14 protein-coding genes are annotated in these 18,274 nt (G+C 50.7%); 7 read left to right on the top strand and 7 right to left on the bottom strand.

Annotated elements, in window-relative coordinates; genetic code table 11:
• The first annotated feature begins 24 nt into the window (after positions 1 to 24).
• The 4 genes from ABFZ84_RS00940 to ABFZ84_RS00925 all read left to right on the top strand — a co-directional run bounded on the left by ABFZ84_RS00940 (position 25) and on the right by ABFZ84_RS00925 (position 7,701).
• A complete protein-coding gene (locus ABFZ84_RS00940) occupies positions 25 to 1,224 on the top strand; it encodes a glycosyltransferase family 2 protein (RefSeq protein WP_369311847.1) in 1,200 nt (399 codons plus the stop codon).
• Positions 1,221 to 2,201 carry a glycosyltransferase gene (locus ABFZ84_RS00935; RefSeq protein WP_369311845.1) on the top strand — a complete coding sequence of 327 codons (981 nt, stop codon included), beginning with the start codon at positions 1,221 to 1,223 and terminating at the stop codon, positions 2,199 to 2,201. Before ABFZ84_RS00940 ends, ABFZ84_RS00935 begins: the two co-directional genes overlap by 4 nt.
• A 10-nt stretch (positions 2,202 to 2,211) precedes the next feature.
• Entirely contained in the window at positions 2,212 to 4,338 is a 2,127-nt protein-coding gene (locus ABFZ84_RS00930; RefSeq protein ID WP_369311843.1) for an NAD-dependent epimerase/dehydratase family protein, read from the top strand.
• 237 nt (positions 4,339 to 4,575) lie between these two features.
• Positions 4,576 to 7,701: an Ig-like domain-containing protein gene (locus ABFZ84_RS00925; protein ID WP_369311841.1), complete on the top strand. Its 3,126-nt coding sequence runs from the start codon at positions 4,576 to 4,578 to the stop codon at positions 7,699 to 7,701.
• Here ABFZ84_RS00925 and queG read toward each other — a convergent pair.
• Positions 7,698 to 8,813, bottom strand: a complete 1,116-nt coding sequence (queG, locus tag ABFZ84_RS00920; RefSeq protein WP_369311839.1) for a tRNA epoxyqueuosine(34) reductase QueG — start codon at positions 8,811 to 8,813, stop codon at positions 7,698 to 7,700. The two genes, ABFZ84_RS00925 and queG, sit on opposite strands and share 4 nt — an antisense overlap.
• 11 nt (positions 8,814 to 8,824) lie before the next feature.
• Positions 8,825 to 9,508, bottom strand: a complete 684-nt coding sequence (locus ABFZ84_RS00915; RefSeq protein WP_369311837.1) for a glutathione S-transferase family protein — start codon at positions 9,506 to 9,508, stop codon at positions 8,825 to 8,827.
• Positions 9,509 to 9,684: 176 nt separating this feature from the next.
• On the opposite strand from ABFZ84_RS00915, the gene ABFZ84_RS00910 reads away from it, so the two are divergent.
• Positions 9,685 to 11,319, top strand: coding sequence for a hypothetical protein (locus ABFZ84_RS00910; protein ID WP_369311835.1), 1,635 nt, complete (start codon positions 9,685 to 9,687; stop codon positions 11,317 to 11,319).
• On the opposite strand, the gene cysQ is transcribed toward ABFZ84_RS00910, so the two are convergent.
• Complete coding sequence (cysQ, locus tag ABFZ84_RS00905; RefSeq protein ID WP_369311833.1) at positions 11,316 to 12,131, bottom strand: 3'(2'),5'-bisphosphate nucleotidase CysQ; 816 nt, start codon at positions 12,129 to 12,131, stop codon at positions 11,316 to 11,318. The two genes, ABFZ84_RS00910 and cysQ, sit on opposite strands and share 4 nt — an antisense overlap.
• 53 nt (positions 12,132 to 12,184) lie before the next feature.
• Positions 12,185 to 12,409, bottom strand: a complete 225-nt coding sequence (locus ABFZ84_RS00900; RefSeq protein WP_369311831.1) for a hypothetical protein — start codon at positions 12,407 to 12,409, stop codon at positions 12,185 to 12,187.
• Positions 12,410 to 12,564: 155 nt separating this feature from the next.
• Between ABFZ84_RS00900 and ABFZ84_RS00895 the strand changes: the two genes are divergently transcribed.
• Both ABFZ84_RS00895 and ABFZ84_RS00890 read left to right on the top strand, forming a co-directional pair.
• On the top strand, positions 12,565 to 14,025 hold the full coding sequence (locus ABFZ84_RS00895; protein ID WP_369311829.1) for an undecaprenyl-phosphate glucose phosphotransferase: 1,461 nt from the start codon (positions 12,565 to 12,567) through the stop codon (positions 14,023 to 14,025).
• Between the two features lie 92 nt (positions 14,026 to 14,117).
• A complete protein-coding gene (locus tag ABFZ84_RS00890; RefSeq protein WP_369311827.1) occupies positions 14,118 to 15,443 on the top strand; it encodes a UDP-glucose dehydrogenase family protein in 1,326 nt (441 codons plus the stop codon).
• Here the strand turns inward: ABFZ84_RS00890 and ABFZ84_RS00885 are convergent, their stop codons facing one another.
• The 3 genes from ABFZ84_RS00885 to ABFZ84_RS00875 all read right to left on the bottom strand — a co-directional run bounded on the left by ABFZ84_RS00885 (position 15,444) and on the right by ABFZ84_RS00875 (position 18,106).
• On the bottom strand, positions 15,444 to 15,953 hold the full coding sequence (locus ABFZ84_RS00885; protein WP_369311825.1) for a hypothetical protein: 510 nt from the start codon (positions 15,951 to 15,953) through the stop codon (positions 15,444 to 15,446).
• Positions 15,954 to 16,139: 186 nt separating this feature from the next.
• Positions 16,140 to 17,504 (bottom strand): MFS transporter, encoded by a 1,365-nt coding sequence (locus ABFZ84_RS00880; RefSeq protein WP_369311823.1) that lies wholly within the window; start codon positions 17,502 to 17,504, stop codon positions 16,140 to 16,142.
• The gene (locus ABFZ84_RS00875) at positions 17,501 to 18,106 is read right to left on the bottom strand and encodes a lysophospholipid acyltransferase family protein (RefSeq protein ID WP_369311821.1); all 606 of its coding nucleotides are present in this window, start codon (positions 18,104 to 18,106) and stop codon (positions 17,501 to 17,503) included. Before ABFZ84_RS00875 ends, ABFZ84_RS00880 begins: the two co-directional genes overlap by 4 nt.
• Positions 18,107 to 18,274 lie beyond the last annotated feature (168 nt).

The raw sequence follows: 18,274 nt of genomic DNA, 5'->3' as shown, positions 1-18,274 counted from the left end.
TCGACCGCAGAACTGGTCCGTACTATGAGCTTTCTTGTTTTTCTCTTTGCTTTTGCGCTAGCCGTAACGGCGTTGTTTCTGGCGATTTTTTTAGCGCTCGAAACCGTAGCGGCAATACTGCCAGCGAAGACACGAAGCGATAACGCGGTTGCCGTTGGCCCGGTGGTTGTAATTATTCCGGCTCATAACGAAGCCAGTTCAATCGGCACGACGCTTGGAAATATCAACGACCAACTGCGCGAAGGAGACCAAGTACTCGTGGTCGCGGATAATTGCACTGACGACACCGCAGAGGTCGCGCGTGGGTTTGGCGCTCGCGTTTTAGAGCGCACGGACCCAGAAAATCGCGGCAAAGGTTATGCGCTGCAGTTTGCGCTTGATGCGTTACGGGACACACCACCGGAAATGGTAGTATTCACCGATGCCGATTGTCAGTTCGGGCCTAATGCGCTTTCGTGTATTGTGCATTGTGCCGTAACACTTGGCCGACCGGCGCAGGCGCTATATCTGATGCGTGCGCCAGCTGAGGCCAGCCCGCGTTTACAAGTTTCGGAATTTGCATGGGCTTTCATCAATAATGTCCGTATGCGTGGATTACAGCGCCTTTTTGATGTTACGCGCTTTACCGGGGCTGGCTTAGCCGTTTCGTGGGATGGGATAAAAAATATCCATTTGGGAAGCGGTGAAATTGTCGAAGATTTGTCGCTGACATTTGACTTAATCCGTATTGGGCAATCGCCAGTTTTGATAAGCGATGCGATTGTTACTAGTGAGTTTCCGACCGGTGATGATGCCCTTGCGCGGCAATCCGCGCGTTGGTCAATTGGTTCGATGCGGTTCGCATTCCGTGCTTGCATTTCGACGCTGATCGAAGGGGTATTTACAAAAAGGCGCGCATTGATTGGTGCGGCGATCGATTTGATGATTCCTCCACTGACAATTTTTTCTATTTTGTTGGTTGCTGTCGCGGGCATTGGGATGTTGGCGTGGCCTATTAGTGGTGATCCACTACCGCTCATTCTTGCATTATGGGCGCTGATGTTGACGGGTGGCGCTATCATTGTGGGGTGGCATCGCTTTGGCCGAGAGGCACTTCCGCCAGAGTCGCTTGGTGGAGTGTTGCAATTTGTGATGTCAAAGGCAGCTGTTTTTGGCGCAAAAGGCCGCGCCAGCGCAAAACGTTGGACGCCGACCCGGGATGCATCTCGTGAGGACGATCAATGACAGATGCGTCATCCGTTGGGTTCGTAGCGATCGGTCGAAATGAAGGCGGCCGCTTTAAGGCATGTCTGGAGGCGCTGTTATCCGTCGGCGAGCGGGTTGTGTATGTTGATTCCGGATCTCATGATGACAGTGTAGAATTTGCCCAAGGGAAAGGCGCAAACGTAGTAGAGCTAACGACCGACATTCCCTTCACGGCGGCGCGCGCCCGCAATGCTGGTTTTGATGCGCTGATCGCAAAATGGCCGGATACAGAACGTGTCATGTTCATTGATGGCGATTGTATTTTGTGTGACGGGTTCGTTGCGTCCGCCAATCGACATTTAGAAAAAAATCAAGATACTGCTATTGTCACAGGGCGTTGCCGAGAGCGTTTCCCTGAGGCAACGATATACAACCGCCTATGTGAAATTGAATGGAATGGGCCTATCGGCGAAATTTCTGCATGTGGCGGAATTTTTCTTGTACGCACCAAGAATTTTAAATCTGTCGGCGGATTCAATCCAACGATTATCGCGGCGGAAGATGATGATTTTTGTGTCCGCGTTCGTGAAGACGGCTCGAGAATCCTTCGCATCGACGCCGATATGTGCCTCCATGACGCAGACATTCATCACTTTAGGCAGTGGTGGCAACGGATGGTGAGGGCCGGTCATGCCTTTGCTCAATTAGGTGAAATTCATCCCGGCTATTTCAAGGCCCAGCGCCGTCGCGCTTGGGGATGGGGGTTTTTCTTGCCGGTTTTGTCTTTGTTATTGGTACCAATGACATGGGGGCTGAGTCTTCTTTTGTTGTTTCTCTATCCGCTTTCTTTATTCCGAACACGAAGCGGATTAATAGCGGCCGGTATTGCGGCACAGCACGCCACCTTGGCGGCATTATTTATGACCTTGTCGAAATTTCCTAATCTGAAAGGAATAATCGATTATCGGGTTAAAAAGCTAAAGCGCCGGAATATCGGCATTGTTGAATATAAGTGAACGGTTGGACATGCAAAACAAGCCTATAAGAGCGGCCCTTTTAGGGGCGGGTTATATTTCATCCTGGCATGGTAATGTTTTGCGACGCTTGCCCAATGTTGAAATTACCGCCGTTTGTGACTTGTCGCTCAATGCGGCGAAAAACCTTGCAGATCAATATGGCGCGCCAAATGTTTTCACCTCGCTCGAAGAAATGCTGGCGGCGAATGTGGCAGACTGCATTCACGTACTCACACCGCCCAACCATCACAGAGCAGCCACTGAGCAGATTTTAAACGCGGGCGTCGCGGCCTTTGTGGAAAAGCCATTTGCGTTGAATGCTGCGGAATGTCATCGTCTTGATGCGCTGGCTACGGAGAAAAATGTAGCGCTCGGTGTGAACCATAATTTTTTGATGCTGCCTTCCTACGACAAATTGAAAGCGGCCATAAAAAATAAAACTATTGGTCCGATTGATACATTTGAGGCAAATTGGCAATTTCCGCTTACGCCGCTCCGATCGGGACCATTTAGTCTTTGGATGCTTCGTCAGCCACAAAACTTACTGTTTGAATTGGGGCCACATTTGTTTGCATTTGTGGCTGACATTTTTGGTGAATTGGAAAATGTCTCGGTCGAGCTACGAAACCCAATCGTAATTCCAGGTGGCATTACCCATCATCAAAATTGGCAGATAACCGGTACAGCAATGGGCGCTGCGGTTACGCTCAATCTTTCACTCGTTGAGGGGCACGATAATCGCAGCTTACGGGTGAGGGGAATTGGGGCCGTTGCCCAATATGACTTTGCTGAAGACGCCTATCGTATTGAGCAAGCCTCAATGAAAGACATTGTCGTTGCGCCTTTGATGCGTCAATTCTCGCTCGCGGGGCAGTCATTAAAAACGGGCATCACGAACGCAATTCGGCAGACAAAATCTTTAAATGCTCAAGCACCGTATGGCCTATCAATTCACCGCGCCATCGAAAGTTTTTATCAATCACTTGCTAGCGGGGAGCCCGTGGACCGGCGCTTATCAGCGGGCTTGGCGGCAAGAACCATCGAATTGATAGAAGTCGCAACGGAACAAGCCACGCCGAAATTTATTCCGACCCAACAGCCACAAACCCATGAAACTAAGCCGTCAAACGATATGACCATGTTGGTCATTGGCGGTACGGGGTTTATTGGTCGTGCCCTATGTCATGCGCTTGCGGATGAGGGGTATCATGTTCGAGTATTTTCGCGTGGTCGTGGGGCGGGGTTCGAAAGAACCGACAACCGTATCTCTGTTTTTACTGGCAGTCTCAAATCCGACACAGATTTGACCATGGCCATGGATGGCGTTACCGGCGTCTATCACCTTGCGAAGGCAACAGAAGCGAGCTGGGAAGGGTATCTTGAAAATGATGTCGCTGTTACCCGCCGCATCGGTGAGGCTTGCCTCGCTGCGGGTGTTGAGCGTTTAGTTTATACGGGGACTATCGATTCTTATGATGCATCTCAGGCGGATCGTCCTATCACTGAAGATACGCCATTTGACCACGATCTTGAGCGACGCAATTTATACGCAAGATCTAAAGCGGCCTGTGAGATGGAGTTGAACGACCTTGCGGCTACGCGCGGGTTGCCACTTGTTATTGTGCGGCCTGGTATTGTGATTGGCAAAGGTGGCCCATTGCAACATTGGGGAATTGCGATGTGGCGTGGGGCTACAGCGTGTAAACTTTGGGGGGATGGTCGCAATATCATGCCATTTGTCCTAGTCGACGATGTCGCAGATGGGCTTGTAGCGGCAATGCAAGCCGAAAACGCAGCTGGAAAGTCATTTAATCTGATTGGTGATCCATTGTTGAGTGGCCAAGATTACTTCAAGGCTATTGAGGACGGGGCGGGGGTCGCAATGCGTGCGCAGCCGACACCGATATGGACCTATTATACGGTTGATGTCATCAAATACTGGTTGAAGCGTGTTCTGGCTAAGCGCAGTGGGCTTACAAAACCGAGCATGCGGGATTGGAAATCTCGTGCGCAGCTTTCCCCTTATCGAAATGAGAAAGCGAAAGAAATACTTGGTTGGTTGCCGGAATCCGATCGTACGCGTTTCATTGAACGCGGCATTACCAATGCGAATTTGTTCGGCCTAAACAAAAAGTAAATAACCCCGCATATGGTTAACTGAACATGTTAGAAAACTTTTCAATCTCTAACATGCCCCAGAATATCGCGATATCTGTGGGGATTCGTCTATATTAAATTCAATTCATTAAACTCTGTGGGCGGAAAAAACCGCTTTCTTAGGAACAATTCTATCAATCCACGCAATTAAGCTTTTCCTCTAGGCACATATTATTACGCCCATGTTGCTGCGCTGTGCGCTTTTGTGGGATGAGATATGAGTGTTGAGTATACTGCCCCTAAAAATGGCTCTGGATTTGACTTTAGCGACCTCATTGAGGCATCGCAGCACGGTCAATTACCCAAATCTATTCAGGCCAACCGGCGCTCGCGAAAGCAGTCGTTAAAGCAGCGTACCGGTCAGATGGGTATGATTGCACCTTTACTTGCGCTCGAAGGATGCTTCACCATTGGCGGAAAAGGTGATCCAATTGTAAATATCCCGGAGCCAACGCCCAGCACGCCCACGACGCCACCAAGCTCTGGTGGTGGCGTGACGCCTCCCGCTACGGTAAGTGTTGCAGAAGCAAAAGACGACGATAACTTTCACGTTGAAATAGATGCCTCTGTCCATATTGCAGTAAACGATCTTCTTGCAAATGATGACATTCCAGACGGTGGTGCCGAGTTAGTACGTGTATTCGGGGCGGCAAATGGCACTGTGATGATGCACAATGGTGTGATCATGTTCACGCCTGATTCCGGCTACGAAGGAATGGCATCATTTCGATATGAAATTCGTGACAGCAAAGGAAATCTGAGCGAAGCCAGTGTGAATCTTCATGTGATGGAAGATGGCGATGGCCATCAACATGATAGTGGACATGGCGACATGCCTGGCATGGGCGATGGCGGACATGTGCATTCGGATGATCCGTCAAAGGCAAGCGAGCACATGGCAATGATGAATCTCGTGCCTGTCTCAGAGGCAACCCATGTGGCTGTGAAAGATGGTTCATGGTTTGATGCGTCTACATGGGCGGGCGGCGAAGTCCCTGGTGAGGGCGCAAAAGTTGTAATTCCAGAAGGTGTTTCAGTTGCCTATGATGGTCAAAATAACGCTTCGTTATTTACCGTTCGCGTTGATGGCCAGTTGGATTTTGCTACTGATAAAGATACCTTTATGGAGGTTGATACGTTCGTGGTTTCGCCAAGCGGAACGCTAACAATTGGAACTGCGGATAACCCGGTCTCCGCAAATGTTCAAACAATTATTCAGTTTGCCGATAATGGGCCGATCGATGTTTCGTGGGACCCACAATTATTGTCACGTGGTTTATTGAGCCACGGCGAGATCGAAGTGCATGGCGCCGAGAAAACAACCTTTTTGAAAGTCGCAACTGACCCGATGGCGGGCGACACCTCAATTACCCTGGAGTCTGCGGCCGATGGATGGAATGTCGGCGATCGCCTGGTGCTTACGGGAACCCATCTTACTTATAGCAAGGAAGTCGCGCCGCAAGTTGCACGTGACGATCAGACAGAAGACGAAGAGCTTGTCATCTCACGTATCGAAGGAAACACGATCTATTTCGATACACCACTACAATTTGACCATGACGCACCGCGTGATGACTTGAAGGCATATGTTGCCAACTATTCGCGCAATATTCGCTTTGAAACAGAAAATGCCGACGATCTGCCAGTCCACCAACGTGGTCATGTGATGTTGATGCATTCAGATACAATCGATATCCGCTATGCTGAATTTTCTGACCTTGGACGGACCGATAAATCAGAACGCGCAGTCGATATCGCGGATGTTGGCAATGTTCAGTCTGATACGAATGCCAAAGCTCGATACTCACTCCACTTACACCGCGTCGGGGTCGATGACCCAGATGATCCAGCGATGTTAATGGGAAATTCTGTTTGGGGGTCTCCCGGCTGGGGATTTGTTCAGCACGATTCTAACGCGATACTTTCTGACAATGCTGCTTATGATGTGTATGGGGCCGCGTTTGTTGCTGAGACAGGAAATGAAATCGGTCGATGGGTAAGTAACATCGCGATTAAATCTATCGGCAATGGCGGCGGCGCGAAATCATTCGAAGATGTACAGGCATTTGATTTAGGACGAACAGGCGCTGGTTTCTGGTTTCAAGGGCGCCTCGTCGATGCGGTCGACAACGTAGCGGCCGGTGTTCCTGGGGGGCAAGGGTTCGTCTGGATGTCGCGTGGTGGTGGTGTCATAAAAGTTGATCCGTCAACCGCCGATTGGTCAGAAAGCTTGCGTTACATTGACGAAGCGTTTGCTAACTATCCGGTTATTTCGCAATTCCAAGGAAACGAAGCAATCGCTGTTGGTACCGGCTTGGAAGTCATTAAAGCTGGTCCAGAGCAACAACACGATGTCCGCTCAATGATTGAGCAATTCACGGCGTGGGAAGTCCGCACAGGTGTTCATCTTCAGTATACAGCGCACTATACTTTGAAAGATATTGATGTCATTGCAACCGATGGATCAAGTGGAGCGCGGCCAGCCCGATTTGGTATCGAATATGGCCCAAATACGATCGATATGGTGATTAATGGCGCTAATATCGAAGGGTTCCCTACCGGTTTTCATGCGGGCCGTGATGCAATCAATCTCAACTATCCATTTGATGGCGATTGGGCATATGTATTCATTGACGTAAATATCGATGGAGCGACAACCGAATACAGTAATAGTCACAGCTCGGACGTGTATTTGACACGTGATCAGCTGGTTGAGGGGCGTTTGACTTATGACTCTGATCTTGGGGATGTGACTTGGATCGCTCCGCCTGAAGACCATACATATGTAGATGTGACGGGAACTAAGACTGATTCAATCGGTGCGGTTGAGGTGTCTCCCACATGGGATCCTATTCGGCACGATTATTTTACCGTTCGGAATGCCCTTGTGGAAGAAGGATACTGGACGTTACCGGACGGGCGGAAGGTCACCGCTATCGATCAATATTTCGCCGATCGAGTGACGGGTTCAGTTGATAAAGTCACAGTCTTTGTTGAGTGGGAGCGCGATTTCAGTGATGTTGATGGCGTTCCGCAATATAACGGTGTGCTGGATCTAAGCGATAATAATGCAGCCGTCGCGAGAACAGATTTTGGAACCGTTTCAAGCGGGGGTACCATAGATATCGACGTTCTGGCGAATGATTACGACCCAGACGGTGGTGAGATAAATATCGACGGTTTATGCCCGCCCAATAACGGTCAGGTTTTCGTCAATGAGGATGGTTCAGTGCGCTACATTGCAGACCCGAATTTCACCGGCGAGGATGCGTTTATGTATTGGCTGGAGGATGATAACGGGAATTTCGACAAAGGCTTGGTCAGAGTTACCGTCGAAGCTTAGACATTCTGTTGATTCCATTCCGCTTGAACACCTTCTTCACATTCTTCCGGGGCATACTGACTCTTTGCCTCGTTGAATCGCTCTGGTGACAAACGCGACAGTGCCCAAATTGCAGCGCCACGGACGAGTGGATTTTCGTCTTTCAAACGATCAATGACAACATCCAGTAATGTTTTGTCGGCGCTGTTGCCGATTGCAATCATAACATTGCGCACAAAACGATTGCGGCCAGTTCGCTTCACAGGCGATCCAGAAAAAAGTGTTCGGAAGTTTGCATCGTCCAACCCGGCGAGTTCCCGTAGATCTGGACTGCGCAATTCATCACGTGCATGAAAAGCTTGTTCGCGTGCATTCGAGGCAAATTTGTTCCATGGGCATGCCGCCAAGCAATCATCACAACCATAAATGCGGTTTCCCATTGCAGTACGGAATTCACTAGGGATGGGGCCCGAATGCTCGATGGTGAGATAAGAAATACACCGGCGTGCATCGAGCTGATATGGTGCGGGAAATGCATTTGTTGGGCAAATATCAAGGCAATCTTGGCATGATCCACAATTATCACGTGCCGGTTCGTCTGGTTGGATTTCAATAGCGGTAAAAATAGCACCCAGAAATAACCAAGATCCAAAGTCGCGCGACACAAGATTTGTATGTTTGCCCTGCCAGCCAAGCCCGGATTGGGCCGCTAGTGGTTTTTCCATCACGGGTGCCGTATCTACAAAAACCTTAAGCTCAGTTCCCGTGTCTTCAACGAGTTGGCGCGCAAGGCGTTTTAGCCGCTTTTTTACAAGGTCGTGATAGTCGCGATTTTGAGCGTATACGGATATAACGCCATTTGATTTTTCTTTCAAAGCATCCAATGGGTCTGTGTCTGGCCCGTAATTCATACCTAACATGATGACGCTTTTTGCATCGGGCCACAGCGACTGTGGATGGGCGCGTTGACTTGCGCGATCTTCGAGCCATCCCATCTCTCCATGACGGCCAAGAGATATAAAGCGCATTAGACGTTCACGAAGTGTCTCGGGGACTGCCGCAGATGTGAAGCCAACGGCATCAAATCCGCACTCGGCGGCGGCGCGACGAATTTGTTGGGAGAGAGCATCCATCCGTGATGTCTCTAAAAGTCTGGATTATCGTAATGGGCGGGGGGCGGAAGCCCATCAATTCTATCGCGTAAAATAGGGCGCAGACTCGGGCGGGACTTAATCCGTGCGTACCAATCCTTTACTGCGGGGAATTTGTCCCAAGGTACTAGGTCGATATAATCAAGCGCAGAAATTTGAGCGGCAGCAGCAAGGTCAGCGATGGTTAATCGCTCACAGGCGAGCCAATGGCGTTGGTCAAGTAGCCACGCAGCGTAGTCGAGATGCCATACCAATGCTTCGCCGCCATGTTTTAGCTTTTCATAATCGGGCTGGCCACGACGCATTAACCGTTTATCGACGCGTTCACGGAGGGTGAAGTCAGAAACTTCTTTGTCGAATTTGTCGAGAAACCAAAATGAAATGCGCCTGGCTTCGGCCCGTGCGGCAGAGGTCGAGGGTAGAAGCGGGGCATTTGAATAAGCCTCGTCGAGATACTCGATGATGGTACTCACGGGTGAAATTGCAACTTCACCACCGGTTGGCGGCTCGTCAATTAAAACGGGTACGGTACCTGCAGGGTTAACCGACGCGAGGGCACCCTCGGCGTCATCCCAAGGGCGTCTCTCGACCAATTCAGCGGGGAGTCCTTTTTCGGCAAGAACTATTCGGACCATCCGTGAAGCGGGATCAAGTGGCATATGTAATAAGGTTCGCATGGCCCGCGACCATAGCAGCGCTGCCGACCAAGCAAAGCCAGAATCTGTCAATACTTGGGGTTTCGGGGAGAAATTTCCCGTTTTAGGCGAGTGATCGGCACTCGGCTTGCAATGCCCTCATCAGCGTCATCCGTGACTGGCGGAAATGACACAAGATAACGGTGAGGGTGTCCCATATGAAAACGCATCAAAAACCCGAAACAGCCGAACTTCCTTGGCGTAGAGACGCCCCAAAGGCGCGTCGTGTCGCTATGGAGTTATATTCGTGGCGGGAGCCGGGATGGGTTTTCTTGGCGGCTATGGCGGGGGCTTTGATCTTTGCGGCTCTTGCCGTGTTTTCGCCGGCGTTGCTCAGTTTGACGCCGACCGTTGATCTAATCGCCCCCATCGCGGAAGCGCGGGCAGTGATGTCGGGCGAGGCGAAATTAGCGACTCATGATGCCCCTTTCTATTTAATGTTGCTCATCGGCGCGGATGTCTTTGTCGATGCGCCGGGCCGAATTCACCTTGTAGCCAAAGCATTGAGCGCGGTTATCATTTTCTATCCGTTGGCTTTTCTCTCGGCGTCGCGTTTCCCAGCTATTTTTGCGGCGGTATTAACTGCGGCCTTTGCTGCCTATGTCGCGGCTCCATTCGCGGGTGTCGAAGAGTTAGGTCTGGCGCTCTTTCTCGTGTCTGCACTTTCATTTGTTTCAGTGTCTGCTGATGAATCCATATTGCGTGCTCGTATTGAAGGCGCGATCGGTGGTCTTTGTTTATATTCTATGTGGTTGCTCAATCCTGCTTTTGCCTTGGTTGGTTTCGCGCTTCTTTCTGGGTGTCCATTCCTTACAGGGCGTTTTGGGTTGTGGCGGTATGTATCGGCGCTTAGTGCGTTTGCTGTCTTGGCCCTACTCTTTGAACTGATCAGTTTCGGCATCAATGGTGAGCGCGCGGCATTGGCGTCAAAAGCTATTAACCTGAGCACATTATTGGGCGGTAGTGAAAGCGCCATAGGTCTTGGTGGCGCAGCCTATGCGGCGATTTTGGTCGTCGCTGCGAGTGCTGTCTTTGGTGGCCATGCCCACAGAAAAAATTGGATGGCCGCGAGTGCGATACTGTTAACGGGGGTTATTGCATCACGGCTTACAGGCGCAAACCCTATGCCTGTGTTTGGCCTTGCTGCGGGACTTGCTTGCTTTTCTGTGGCGTCACCCTTTTACGATGGACTATTCAAGGCTCATGATCGTGCCAGTGTTTCGGTCGCGCTGACATCGGCTGCGCTTGCGTTGTTCTGGACATTTGCAATCATCATTCATGCGCTGGGTCAATTCTCACTTCAGCATCAAGTTACGGCCAAAGCCCCGGAGAATATTCGCGCTGAGCTGGCGCTTGTTCAGCCGGGCGGGGCGCCCATAGCGAAATGGGTTGAAGAGGGGCGCTTTTCGACGCCAGAGGCGCGAGAGTTTTTTGCCCTCACGCCCGTTGATCAGTCTGCGATGTTGTTAGAAGCCGCGAGCCGCGCGCGGGAGCTAACCGCAGAAGGAATCGACGTTGCATTTTTAACCGGAGCGGATACCGCATGTGTGTTGGCCGAAGCGCGCAGGTGCCGTGCTGACGGCAATGCCGCTGCAAATGCCGCCAATGTAGTTTTCGTACCCCGTTTGGAAATGGACCCCAAAACCACGGCCGCAAAAGGACGAGCGGAGGCGCTTCTTTATACGCAATTCAAAATGGTTGAGCGGACTGCGCTATGGGAAATTTGGGTGCGTCGGGACTCTCAGGCTCCAGCAAAGCTGTTCCATATTTCTGATGTTGGAATGTATCGCTAGCGTTTACCCCAGGCGATGAAATACGGGTTATCGAAACCTCTTTCGCGCTTACTATAACGCAATGGGATGTTTTCTGGGTGGGCCATCACTGACCCACCGGCAGCTTCAAGCACGGCCTGGCCGGCACCCGTATCCCATTCCATTGTGCGGCCAAAGCGTGGGTAAATATCTGCGACGCCTTCCGCGAGTAGGCAAAATTTCAACGAAGAACCAGCCGCCGTAAAATCACTGACATTTAATTGGTTCAGGTAGTCGTCGGTTTCCTGCGAACGATGTGATCGGCTGGCCACCGCGATCAAGCCTTGCTCATCGACCAATCGCGCAGAAATATTTTCGCGCTCGCCCCATTGGCCATCATCGGTGGTTTTCGCCTTCCACGCACCTGACGGTGTCCCCATAAAAAGAGTGTTGATTGCCGGCGCGTAAACCACGCCCATAACCGGGCGATCATTTTCGATCAGCGCGATGTTCACCGTAAACTCACCTGTTTTATTGACAAACTCGCGTGTGCCATCGAGCGGATCCACGAGAAAAAATTGCGTACCGAGATCATCCGGGATGTCGCCGTCACAGGCACTTTCCTCGGCTAAAATTGGTATTGTTGGGGCAAATTCCCGAAGGCCCTTCAGAATTATTTCTTCGCCTAGGCGATCAGCCTCAGTGACGGGGGATGCATCAGCTTTCGTTTCAGCTGTGAAATTCTGATTATATATCTTCATCGCTGCTGATCCGGCCTTCAAGGCAAGATCGACAAATGCTTGGCTTAAGGCTTCGGCGTCAGATGGGCTGTTGGCGTATATAATTTTTGTCATTTCCCAGCCATGAAATGACCGCGCGGGAAACGCAACGTTTTTTTTCGGTGGACCTACCGAAATGCGATGATGGTGAAAGCTGCGGATAATTTGGGGGTGATACCCGTAATGGGGATGATTTCGTGGATGATCCAGCCTTCGTCCGCGAGTTGGTTAAGACGGACCTGCAGAGCCGCCGCAGCCGCCCGGCCATAATCGCGTTCGTCCGCAAATAGGCCTAATGGGCGGACTTTAGCGTCCCGCCAACTCACGTGAAACGTGGTAAACTGTTTCGACATGGTACAAGTTGCCCTTTTTGACGTAAATTAGCCCTATTCCGTGTTCAAGGATATTCAAGCTTTGGGCCGCGTTAATTTTCTGAATTTTCACTTAGTGTGAAAGTTCTCCAATTATATAATTGCCCATAACACGAGACTGAGGGATAAGCGCCAACATGGCGGAACCAGGTATTAGTAGTAATTTAGATAGCTTCTCCACAGACGGCGTTAACCGGCGTAGCCCAGTTGCGCGGGCGCTTGTTGGTGACGTGCTTCAGTTTATCGATTTTCTTGTCGTTATTTCGACATCGGTTCTAGTCGCGTTCCTTTATCACCGCTTTACGTTGGGAACGGATTTTGATTTCCAGAGCTACGCCGCAGCCGGAATTATGGGGGCTACAGGTGTTACGGCGTTGATGCGCCGCGACGGCTATTATGAGTATGAAGTTATTGCGACGTCGGAATATGCGGTGCGTGCAATTCTTTCGCGATGGGCGCTGACATTGTTGGGGTTGTTGGCGTTTGGGTTCGCGTTAAAGATTTCTGAAAATTTCTCTCGCGTATGGCTTGCTGCTTGGTCCGCCACGACACTAACCGGGATTATTTCGATACGGTTTTTTGCCGGTGCCTGTGTGCGCCGTATGAGTCGCGATGGCGGCGTATTCGCACGGCGAGTTGCTGTTGTTGGGGCTACATCTTTGGGCCGAAAATTTGCAGATCAGGCACTCCAATCGCCCACCGGAATTTCTATTGTCGGGGTTTATGATTCCGGATTAAGCGACACGGGTGATACCAATCGCGTCAGTATAAAGGGCAATCTTGATGATCTGGCTATCGCTGCGCGGAATGGCGAGATAGATGATATCGTCATCGCCGTACCGCGCGCAGCGCCCGAAGATATGTCGAAATTGGTCCGCCGTCTTTCTATTTTGCCAGTGTCGATTGCGATTTGCCCAAATATCCACTGGCTTGATCATCTTGGCGGTGCCGTAAGCGATGTGGGGGGCGTGCGTGTTTTGTCGTTATACAGACGCCCGCTGGATGCCTGGGGCGGAATCTTAAAGACAATTGAGGACTATATTATCGGCTCAATAGCATTGCTTCTCTTGGCACCGCTAATGCTGGTCATCGCTGTTGCTATTAAACTTCAAGGCAAAGGCCCGATATTGTTTGCGCAAAAGCGCCATGGATTTAACAACGCTGTTTTCAAGGTCTATAAGTTCCGTACAATGACAGTTGCCGAGGACGGCGATGTCGTGACGCAGGCAAAAATAGGGGATAACCGTATCACCCCGTTGGGCGGTTTTCTTCGGCGATATAGCCTTGATGAACTGCCGCAAATTTTCAACGTGATTCGCGGCGAGATGTCCTTAGTTGGGCCACGTCCTCATGCGATGGCGCATAATCACCAATACGCCCAAACCATCGAAAACTATTCAGGCCGACATAAGGTAAAACCGGGTATTACCGGATGGGCACAGGTTAATGGTTTTCGGGGTGAGACCTCTGAGAATGAACAAATGGCGGACAGAGTGCGCTATGACCTTGCTTATATTGATAACTGGTCGCTTTGGTTTGATGCAAAAATCTTGATTCTGACCGTCAAGGCGGTAGTTTTTCCTACTAACGCCGTATAAGACGCAGGCGATAGTGGATGGGGGCTGGTATCGGCCTTCGCGCACAAGGGACCGCGGCCGCTTTTCGGCCAAATAGCGAGTAGGAAATCGACATGCGCGTCACCATGATTGGTACCGGATATGTAGGCCTTGTTTCTGGTGCTTGTTTCGCCGATTTCGGCCATGAGGTCGTCTGCGTAGACAAAGATCGCTCCAAGATCGAAAAGCTGCGTGCGGGTGAAATACCTATTTATGAGCCAGGTTTAGAAGCGCTCGTCGCTGAGAACGTAAAGGCGGGTCGGCTTTCATTTAGTCTAGATCTCGCAGCATCCACACCAAATGCCGATGCTGTTTTTATCGCAGTCGGTACGCCCTCTCGACGTGGTGATGGGTTCGCTGATCTTTCGTATGTCTATAAGGCTGCGGAAGAGATTGCTGAAGTCATGGACGGCTATACAGTTGTCGTCACCAAATCGACGGTACCAGTGGGGACGGGCACTGAGGTTGAATCAATCATAAAACGGACACGTCCCGACGCAGATTTCTCGGTGGTCTCTAACCCGGAGTTCCTGCGCGAAGGTGCGGCGATCATGGACTTTAAGCGTCCTGACCGAGTGGTCGTCGGCGCAGAGGATGATCGCGCGAAAAAACTGATGCGCGAAATCTATCGGCCGCTTTATCTCAACGAAACGCCGATTGTCTTTACGAACCGCGCGACGTCTGAACTTATCAAATACGCGGCGAATGCTTTTCTTGCGACCAAGATCACTTTCATCAACGAAATGGCTGACCTGTGCGAAAAGGTTGGCGCGAACGTACAGGAAGTGGCACGTGGCATTGGGCTAGATGGCCGTATTGGCGGCAAGTTTTTGCATGCGGGGCCCGGCTATGGTGGGTCGTGTTTCCCCAAAGACACGTTAGCGCTCGTCCGTACAGCGCAGGTGCATAATGCGCCAACACAGATCATCGAAGCTGTTGTGGCGATCAATGATGCGCGTAAAAAGAAAATGGCCGAGCGGGTTATTGAAGCCTGCGGTGGGTCACTGGTGGGCAAAACTGTTGCTGTACTTGGTCTGACTTTTAAGCCTAATACGGATGATATGCGCGACGCGCCATCACTTGATATTATACCGGAGTTGCAAAAAGCGGGCGCGAAAGTTCGGGCATTTGATCCGGCTGGGATGCACGAGGCTCAAGGGTTGTTGCAAGATGTTCAGTATGTGGACGGGCCGTATGATACGCTTGATGACGCTGATGCGGTTGTGATTATAACTGAGTGGGATGAGTTTCGAGCGCTTGATATTGAACGCGTGAAATCGACAATGAAAACACCGTTGATGATTGATTTGCGAAATATTTATCGACCCGACGAAATGGCCGAAGCGGGCTTTGATTACCACTCAATTGGGCGTCCAAGTTCTCGGGTTGAATTAAAGTAATCAAGCCGCGCGAAGTTTTTTCAAGATCGCATTCTTACGCCGCGCATTTTGGTTTGGCTGCGTGATATCAAGTTGTGCGCGGTTTAGAATATCGGCTGTCACCATGGGGGCTTCGCTGCGAAAGCATGTTTTCCCGGCAGCATCCACGTAGATAACAAAAAATCCGCCTTCGGCGTTTAGTGCATGGCGCAATAGCGCCGGATCGAGCCAGTCAATTGGTTCGCCATTCTGGCGCGGCGTATCTTCGCCGTAGATTTCCATGACCGCTACTTCTTCGCGGATGAGAGCGGCAATCGCAGGTTTTAATAACCGGCGTTGCATCCGGCAGGCAGGATGGTTTGCGGTCGACCCAATAATGAACAGTGTATTGCGCGGCGAGAATTTCTTAACCGTTTCGGTCTTGCGCAGACTCGCGCCGATTTCAGGAATCAGGTTCGGCCGGAAAGAGGCAAGAGCCGCTACAAACCCAAAGACCAGACAGGTCGCAATGATGGCAATCGTGAGTTCCATAAGCTGTGGAAAATACCGTTTTGTCCTTGCCGCACAGTTAACTAGATTAAAGAATATGCGAAATGTTTTTGAGTGTAGTGCAAAGGGTTGCGCGATACGGGATGGTTAACAAGTTATGAATATCACGGTCGTGTTTCAGTAAGAAGCGAATTCGGAATTCGCGATTTTTGGGGGAGGTACCTAAAGCTAAAGGTTCGTGTTCGCTTTATGTGCCGCGTGCAAAACCTCATCATATAGGCCTTCGGCATTGGCTTTCTTGCGATACATCATAACAGCGCAGATCAACAACATCACACACCCCAGCGCAATAAAGGCTAAGCGCGGGTTTATGCCGAGGCCCGTAACAGCGAGAATCGACAAAGAGCCGGGAATAGCAAACATGGCATTTGAAAATGCGCCGGCGGCCATAATCCGCGCACGAAATGTGCTTGGTGCGCGCCGCTGGGTCGCGGCTTGAAGAGGTGCGATATAGACACCGGAAAGCGCTGCGGTGAATACAAGTGACAATGTCAGCAAAATACCCATTGGCTGTGTGAACAATCCGCCCAACCCTATGGGCGCTTCAGGCGTACCTGCGGCAAGCGGCGTTATTGCGTAAATAACAAAACTCATAAGACCGCTGCATCCAATCGCGATTGTTGAAGCGCCAAGACCGGACCGGTTTTTTGACATGCTTGCAGCAGTGATCGCGCCCAATCCAGCACCAATCGCAAAAAGGCCATTCAAGGCTGCCCATACGAGCGGTGTCGCGAATAGTGCATCGCGACCGTAAAGCGGAATGACAACCGTAATCGCCGTTGAAAGAAAATAGAAAACTGCGCTGCCCATAAGTGGCGGGGCGACGCCCGGCGAGTTGAAAACATGTCGGAACATAGAAATGGTTTGGGTAAAGCCGTTAAAGCTAATTTTCAGCTCTGGTGCGTTTGCCGCAGCCCATGGCGTTCTTGTGGCGGCGAAAAAGCCAATGCTGGATGCAGAGATGAGAACCACTCCAACCATTGCACCACCATTTTCAAGAACGATCAGTGATCCGCCAACCATGTAGCCCACTAGAATAAAAGTGAATAACCCAGCATTACAAAGGCCGTTGCCGCGGACCAATTCATCAGGCGCAAGATATTTCGGCATGGCGGACACACGTACCGGCGAGAAGAACGCAGACTGTGCGCCCATCGCAAACAACATCGCTATGGCAAGCCACCCAGTTCCGCTCGCAAATGCAATGGCCGCAGAAGTCATAAGCAATAATTCGATAAATTTAGTACGTCTAAACATCAATGATGTTTCAAATTTATCAGCTAACTGTCCCGATACAGATGAAAAAATTAGAATTGCGATAGGTAAAAGCGCGCCGATGAAGGGGATGGCGTTATCGGAATCGGAGAAAAAAGGAACAGCGATGACGCCGGCGGGAATCCCGATCAGTAATGCTTGACGCAGTGTATTATCTGCGAAGGTGCCAAAGGACAAAGCGGTCCACATGGGCAGGAAGCGTCGCTGAAAGAATAGCGGCGAATCGCCCCGCGAAGGTTTGTCTGTGTCCTGTTTCAAGAGGTTAGATTCCGAGGATCGGGGAGGGTGGTGCCGATCACTACACCGTCTGGTCGTTCATCGCCCAGCAAGGCAATAGAGCGTGCTTCTATGGTCTTCTCAAGGCGTTCCATAAAACTTTCCTTGTCGAGGCCGGGCTCAATCGGATCAAGAAATTCAACAACTGCTTCACCTGGGTTTAAACGCCAGTGCTGTTGGGGCCAGCGTAGGCCAAGATTGGTGGCAACGGGCATGACGGGACAATTATAAGCGCTATACATATGAAATATGCCTTTTTTATAGCGATATTGCTGACCGATCGGTGCCAAATGCCCTTCGGGGTATATTAAAATCCGCCGATTTTCTTCTTGGGCCACCTTCAATTCCTGATCGATCAGGCGTGCGCGTGCATACGCGCCACCACAATTATCAACGACGATCGCGCCCATTTTTCGCAATAAGCCTCCCACGAGGGGAAATTTTTCAAGATGATCACCGGTAACAAATGCCAAATCATCAATCTGGGAGAACATAACAAAGCCATCGCCCCAGCTTTGATGTTTTGCTGCAATGATGATTGGTCCCGTTGGAATTCGTTCTTTGCCGCGGACGGAAATTTTCACCCCTGCAATCCAACGCATCCAGAAGCACATAGTGCGTGTGTATGTCTGGATCCATGCCATAATTGGTTTTCGACCCGGAAGCATCAATAGTGGTATCGCGCCGAGAACATAAAAAACTGACGTTGCCCAATACAACACTCGAAATAAAACCGCTCTTGCGAAACTAAA

Source organism: Hyphococcus lacteus, assembly GCF_041058985.1.
GTDB lineage: Bacteria > Pseudomonadota > Alphaproteobacteria > Caulobacterales > Parvularculaceae > Hyphococcus > Hyphococcus lacteus.
This window is presented reverse-complemented; position numbering and strand designations above follow the sequence as displayed.

What these genes read in the sequence shown, in the direction of transcription:
- ABFZ84_RS00915 (WP_369311837.1), bottom strand. Translation starts at nt 9,508, where the DNA reads ATGCGAACCTTATTACATATGCCACTTGATCCCGCTTCACGGATGGTC.
- ABFZ84_RS00925 (WP_369311841.1), top strand. Translation starts at nt 4,576, where the DNA reads ATGAGTGTTGAGTATACTGCCCCTAAAAATGGCTCTGGATTTGACTTT.
- cysQ (WP_369311833.1), bottom strand. Translation starts at nt 12,131, where the DNA reads ATGACAAAAATTATATACGCCAACAGCCCATCTGACGCCGAAGCCTTA.
- queG (WP_369311839.1), bottom strand. Translation starts at nt 8,813, where the DNA reads ATGGATGCTCTCTCCCAACAAATTCGTCGCGCCGCCGCCGAGTGCGGA.
- ABFZ84_RS00910 (WP_369311835.1), top strand. Translation starts at nt 9,685, where the DNA reads ATGAAAACGCATCAAAAACCCGAAACAGCCGAACTTCCTTGGCGTAGA.
- ABFZ84_RS00885 (WP_369311825.1), bottom strand. Translation starts at nt 15,953, where the DNA reads ATGGAACTCACGATTGCCATCATTGCGACCTGTCTGGTCTTTGGGTTT.
- ABFZ84_RS00890 (WP_369311827.1), top strand. Translation starts at nt 14,118, where the DNA reads ATGCGCGTCACCATGATTGGTACCGGATATGTAGGCCTTGTTTCTGGT.
- ABFZ84_RS00935 (WP_369311845.1), top strand. Translation starts at nt 1,221, where the DNA reads ATGACAGATGCGTCATCCGTTGGGTTCGTAGCGATCGGTCGAAATGAA.
- ABFZ84_RS00940 (WP_369311847.1), top strand. Translation starts at nt 25, where the DNA reads ATGAGCTTTCTTGTTTTTCTCTTTGCTTTTGCGCTAGCCGTAACGGCG.
- ABFZ84_RS00900 (WP_369311831.1), bottom strand. Translation starts at nt 12,409, where the DNA reads ATGTCGAAACAGTTTACCACGTTTCACGTGAGTTGGCGGGACGCTAAA.
- ABFZ84_RS00930 (WP_369311843.1), top strand. Translation starts at nt 2,212, where the DNA reads ATGCAAAACAAGCCTATAAGAGCGGCCCTTTTAGGGGCGGGTTATATT.
- ABFZ84_RS00895 (WP_369311829.1), top strand. Translation starts at nt 12,565, where the DNA reads ATGGCGGAACCAGGTATTAGTAGTAATTTAGATAGCTTCTCCACAGAC.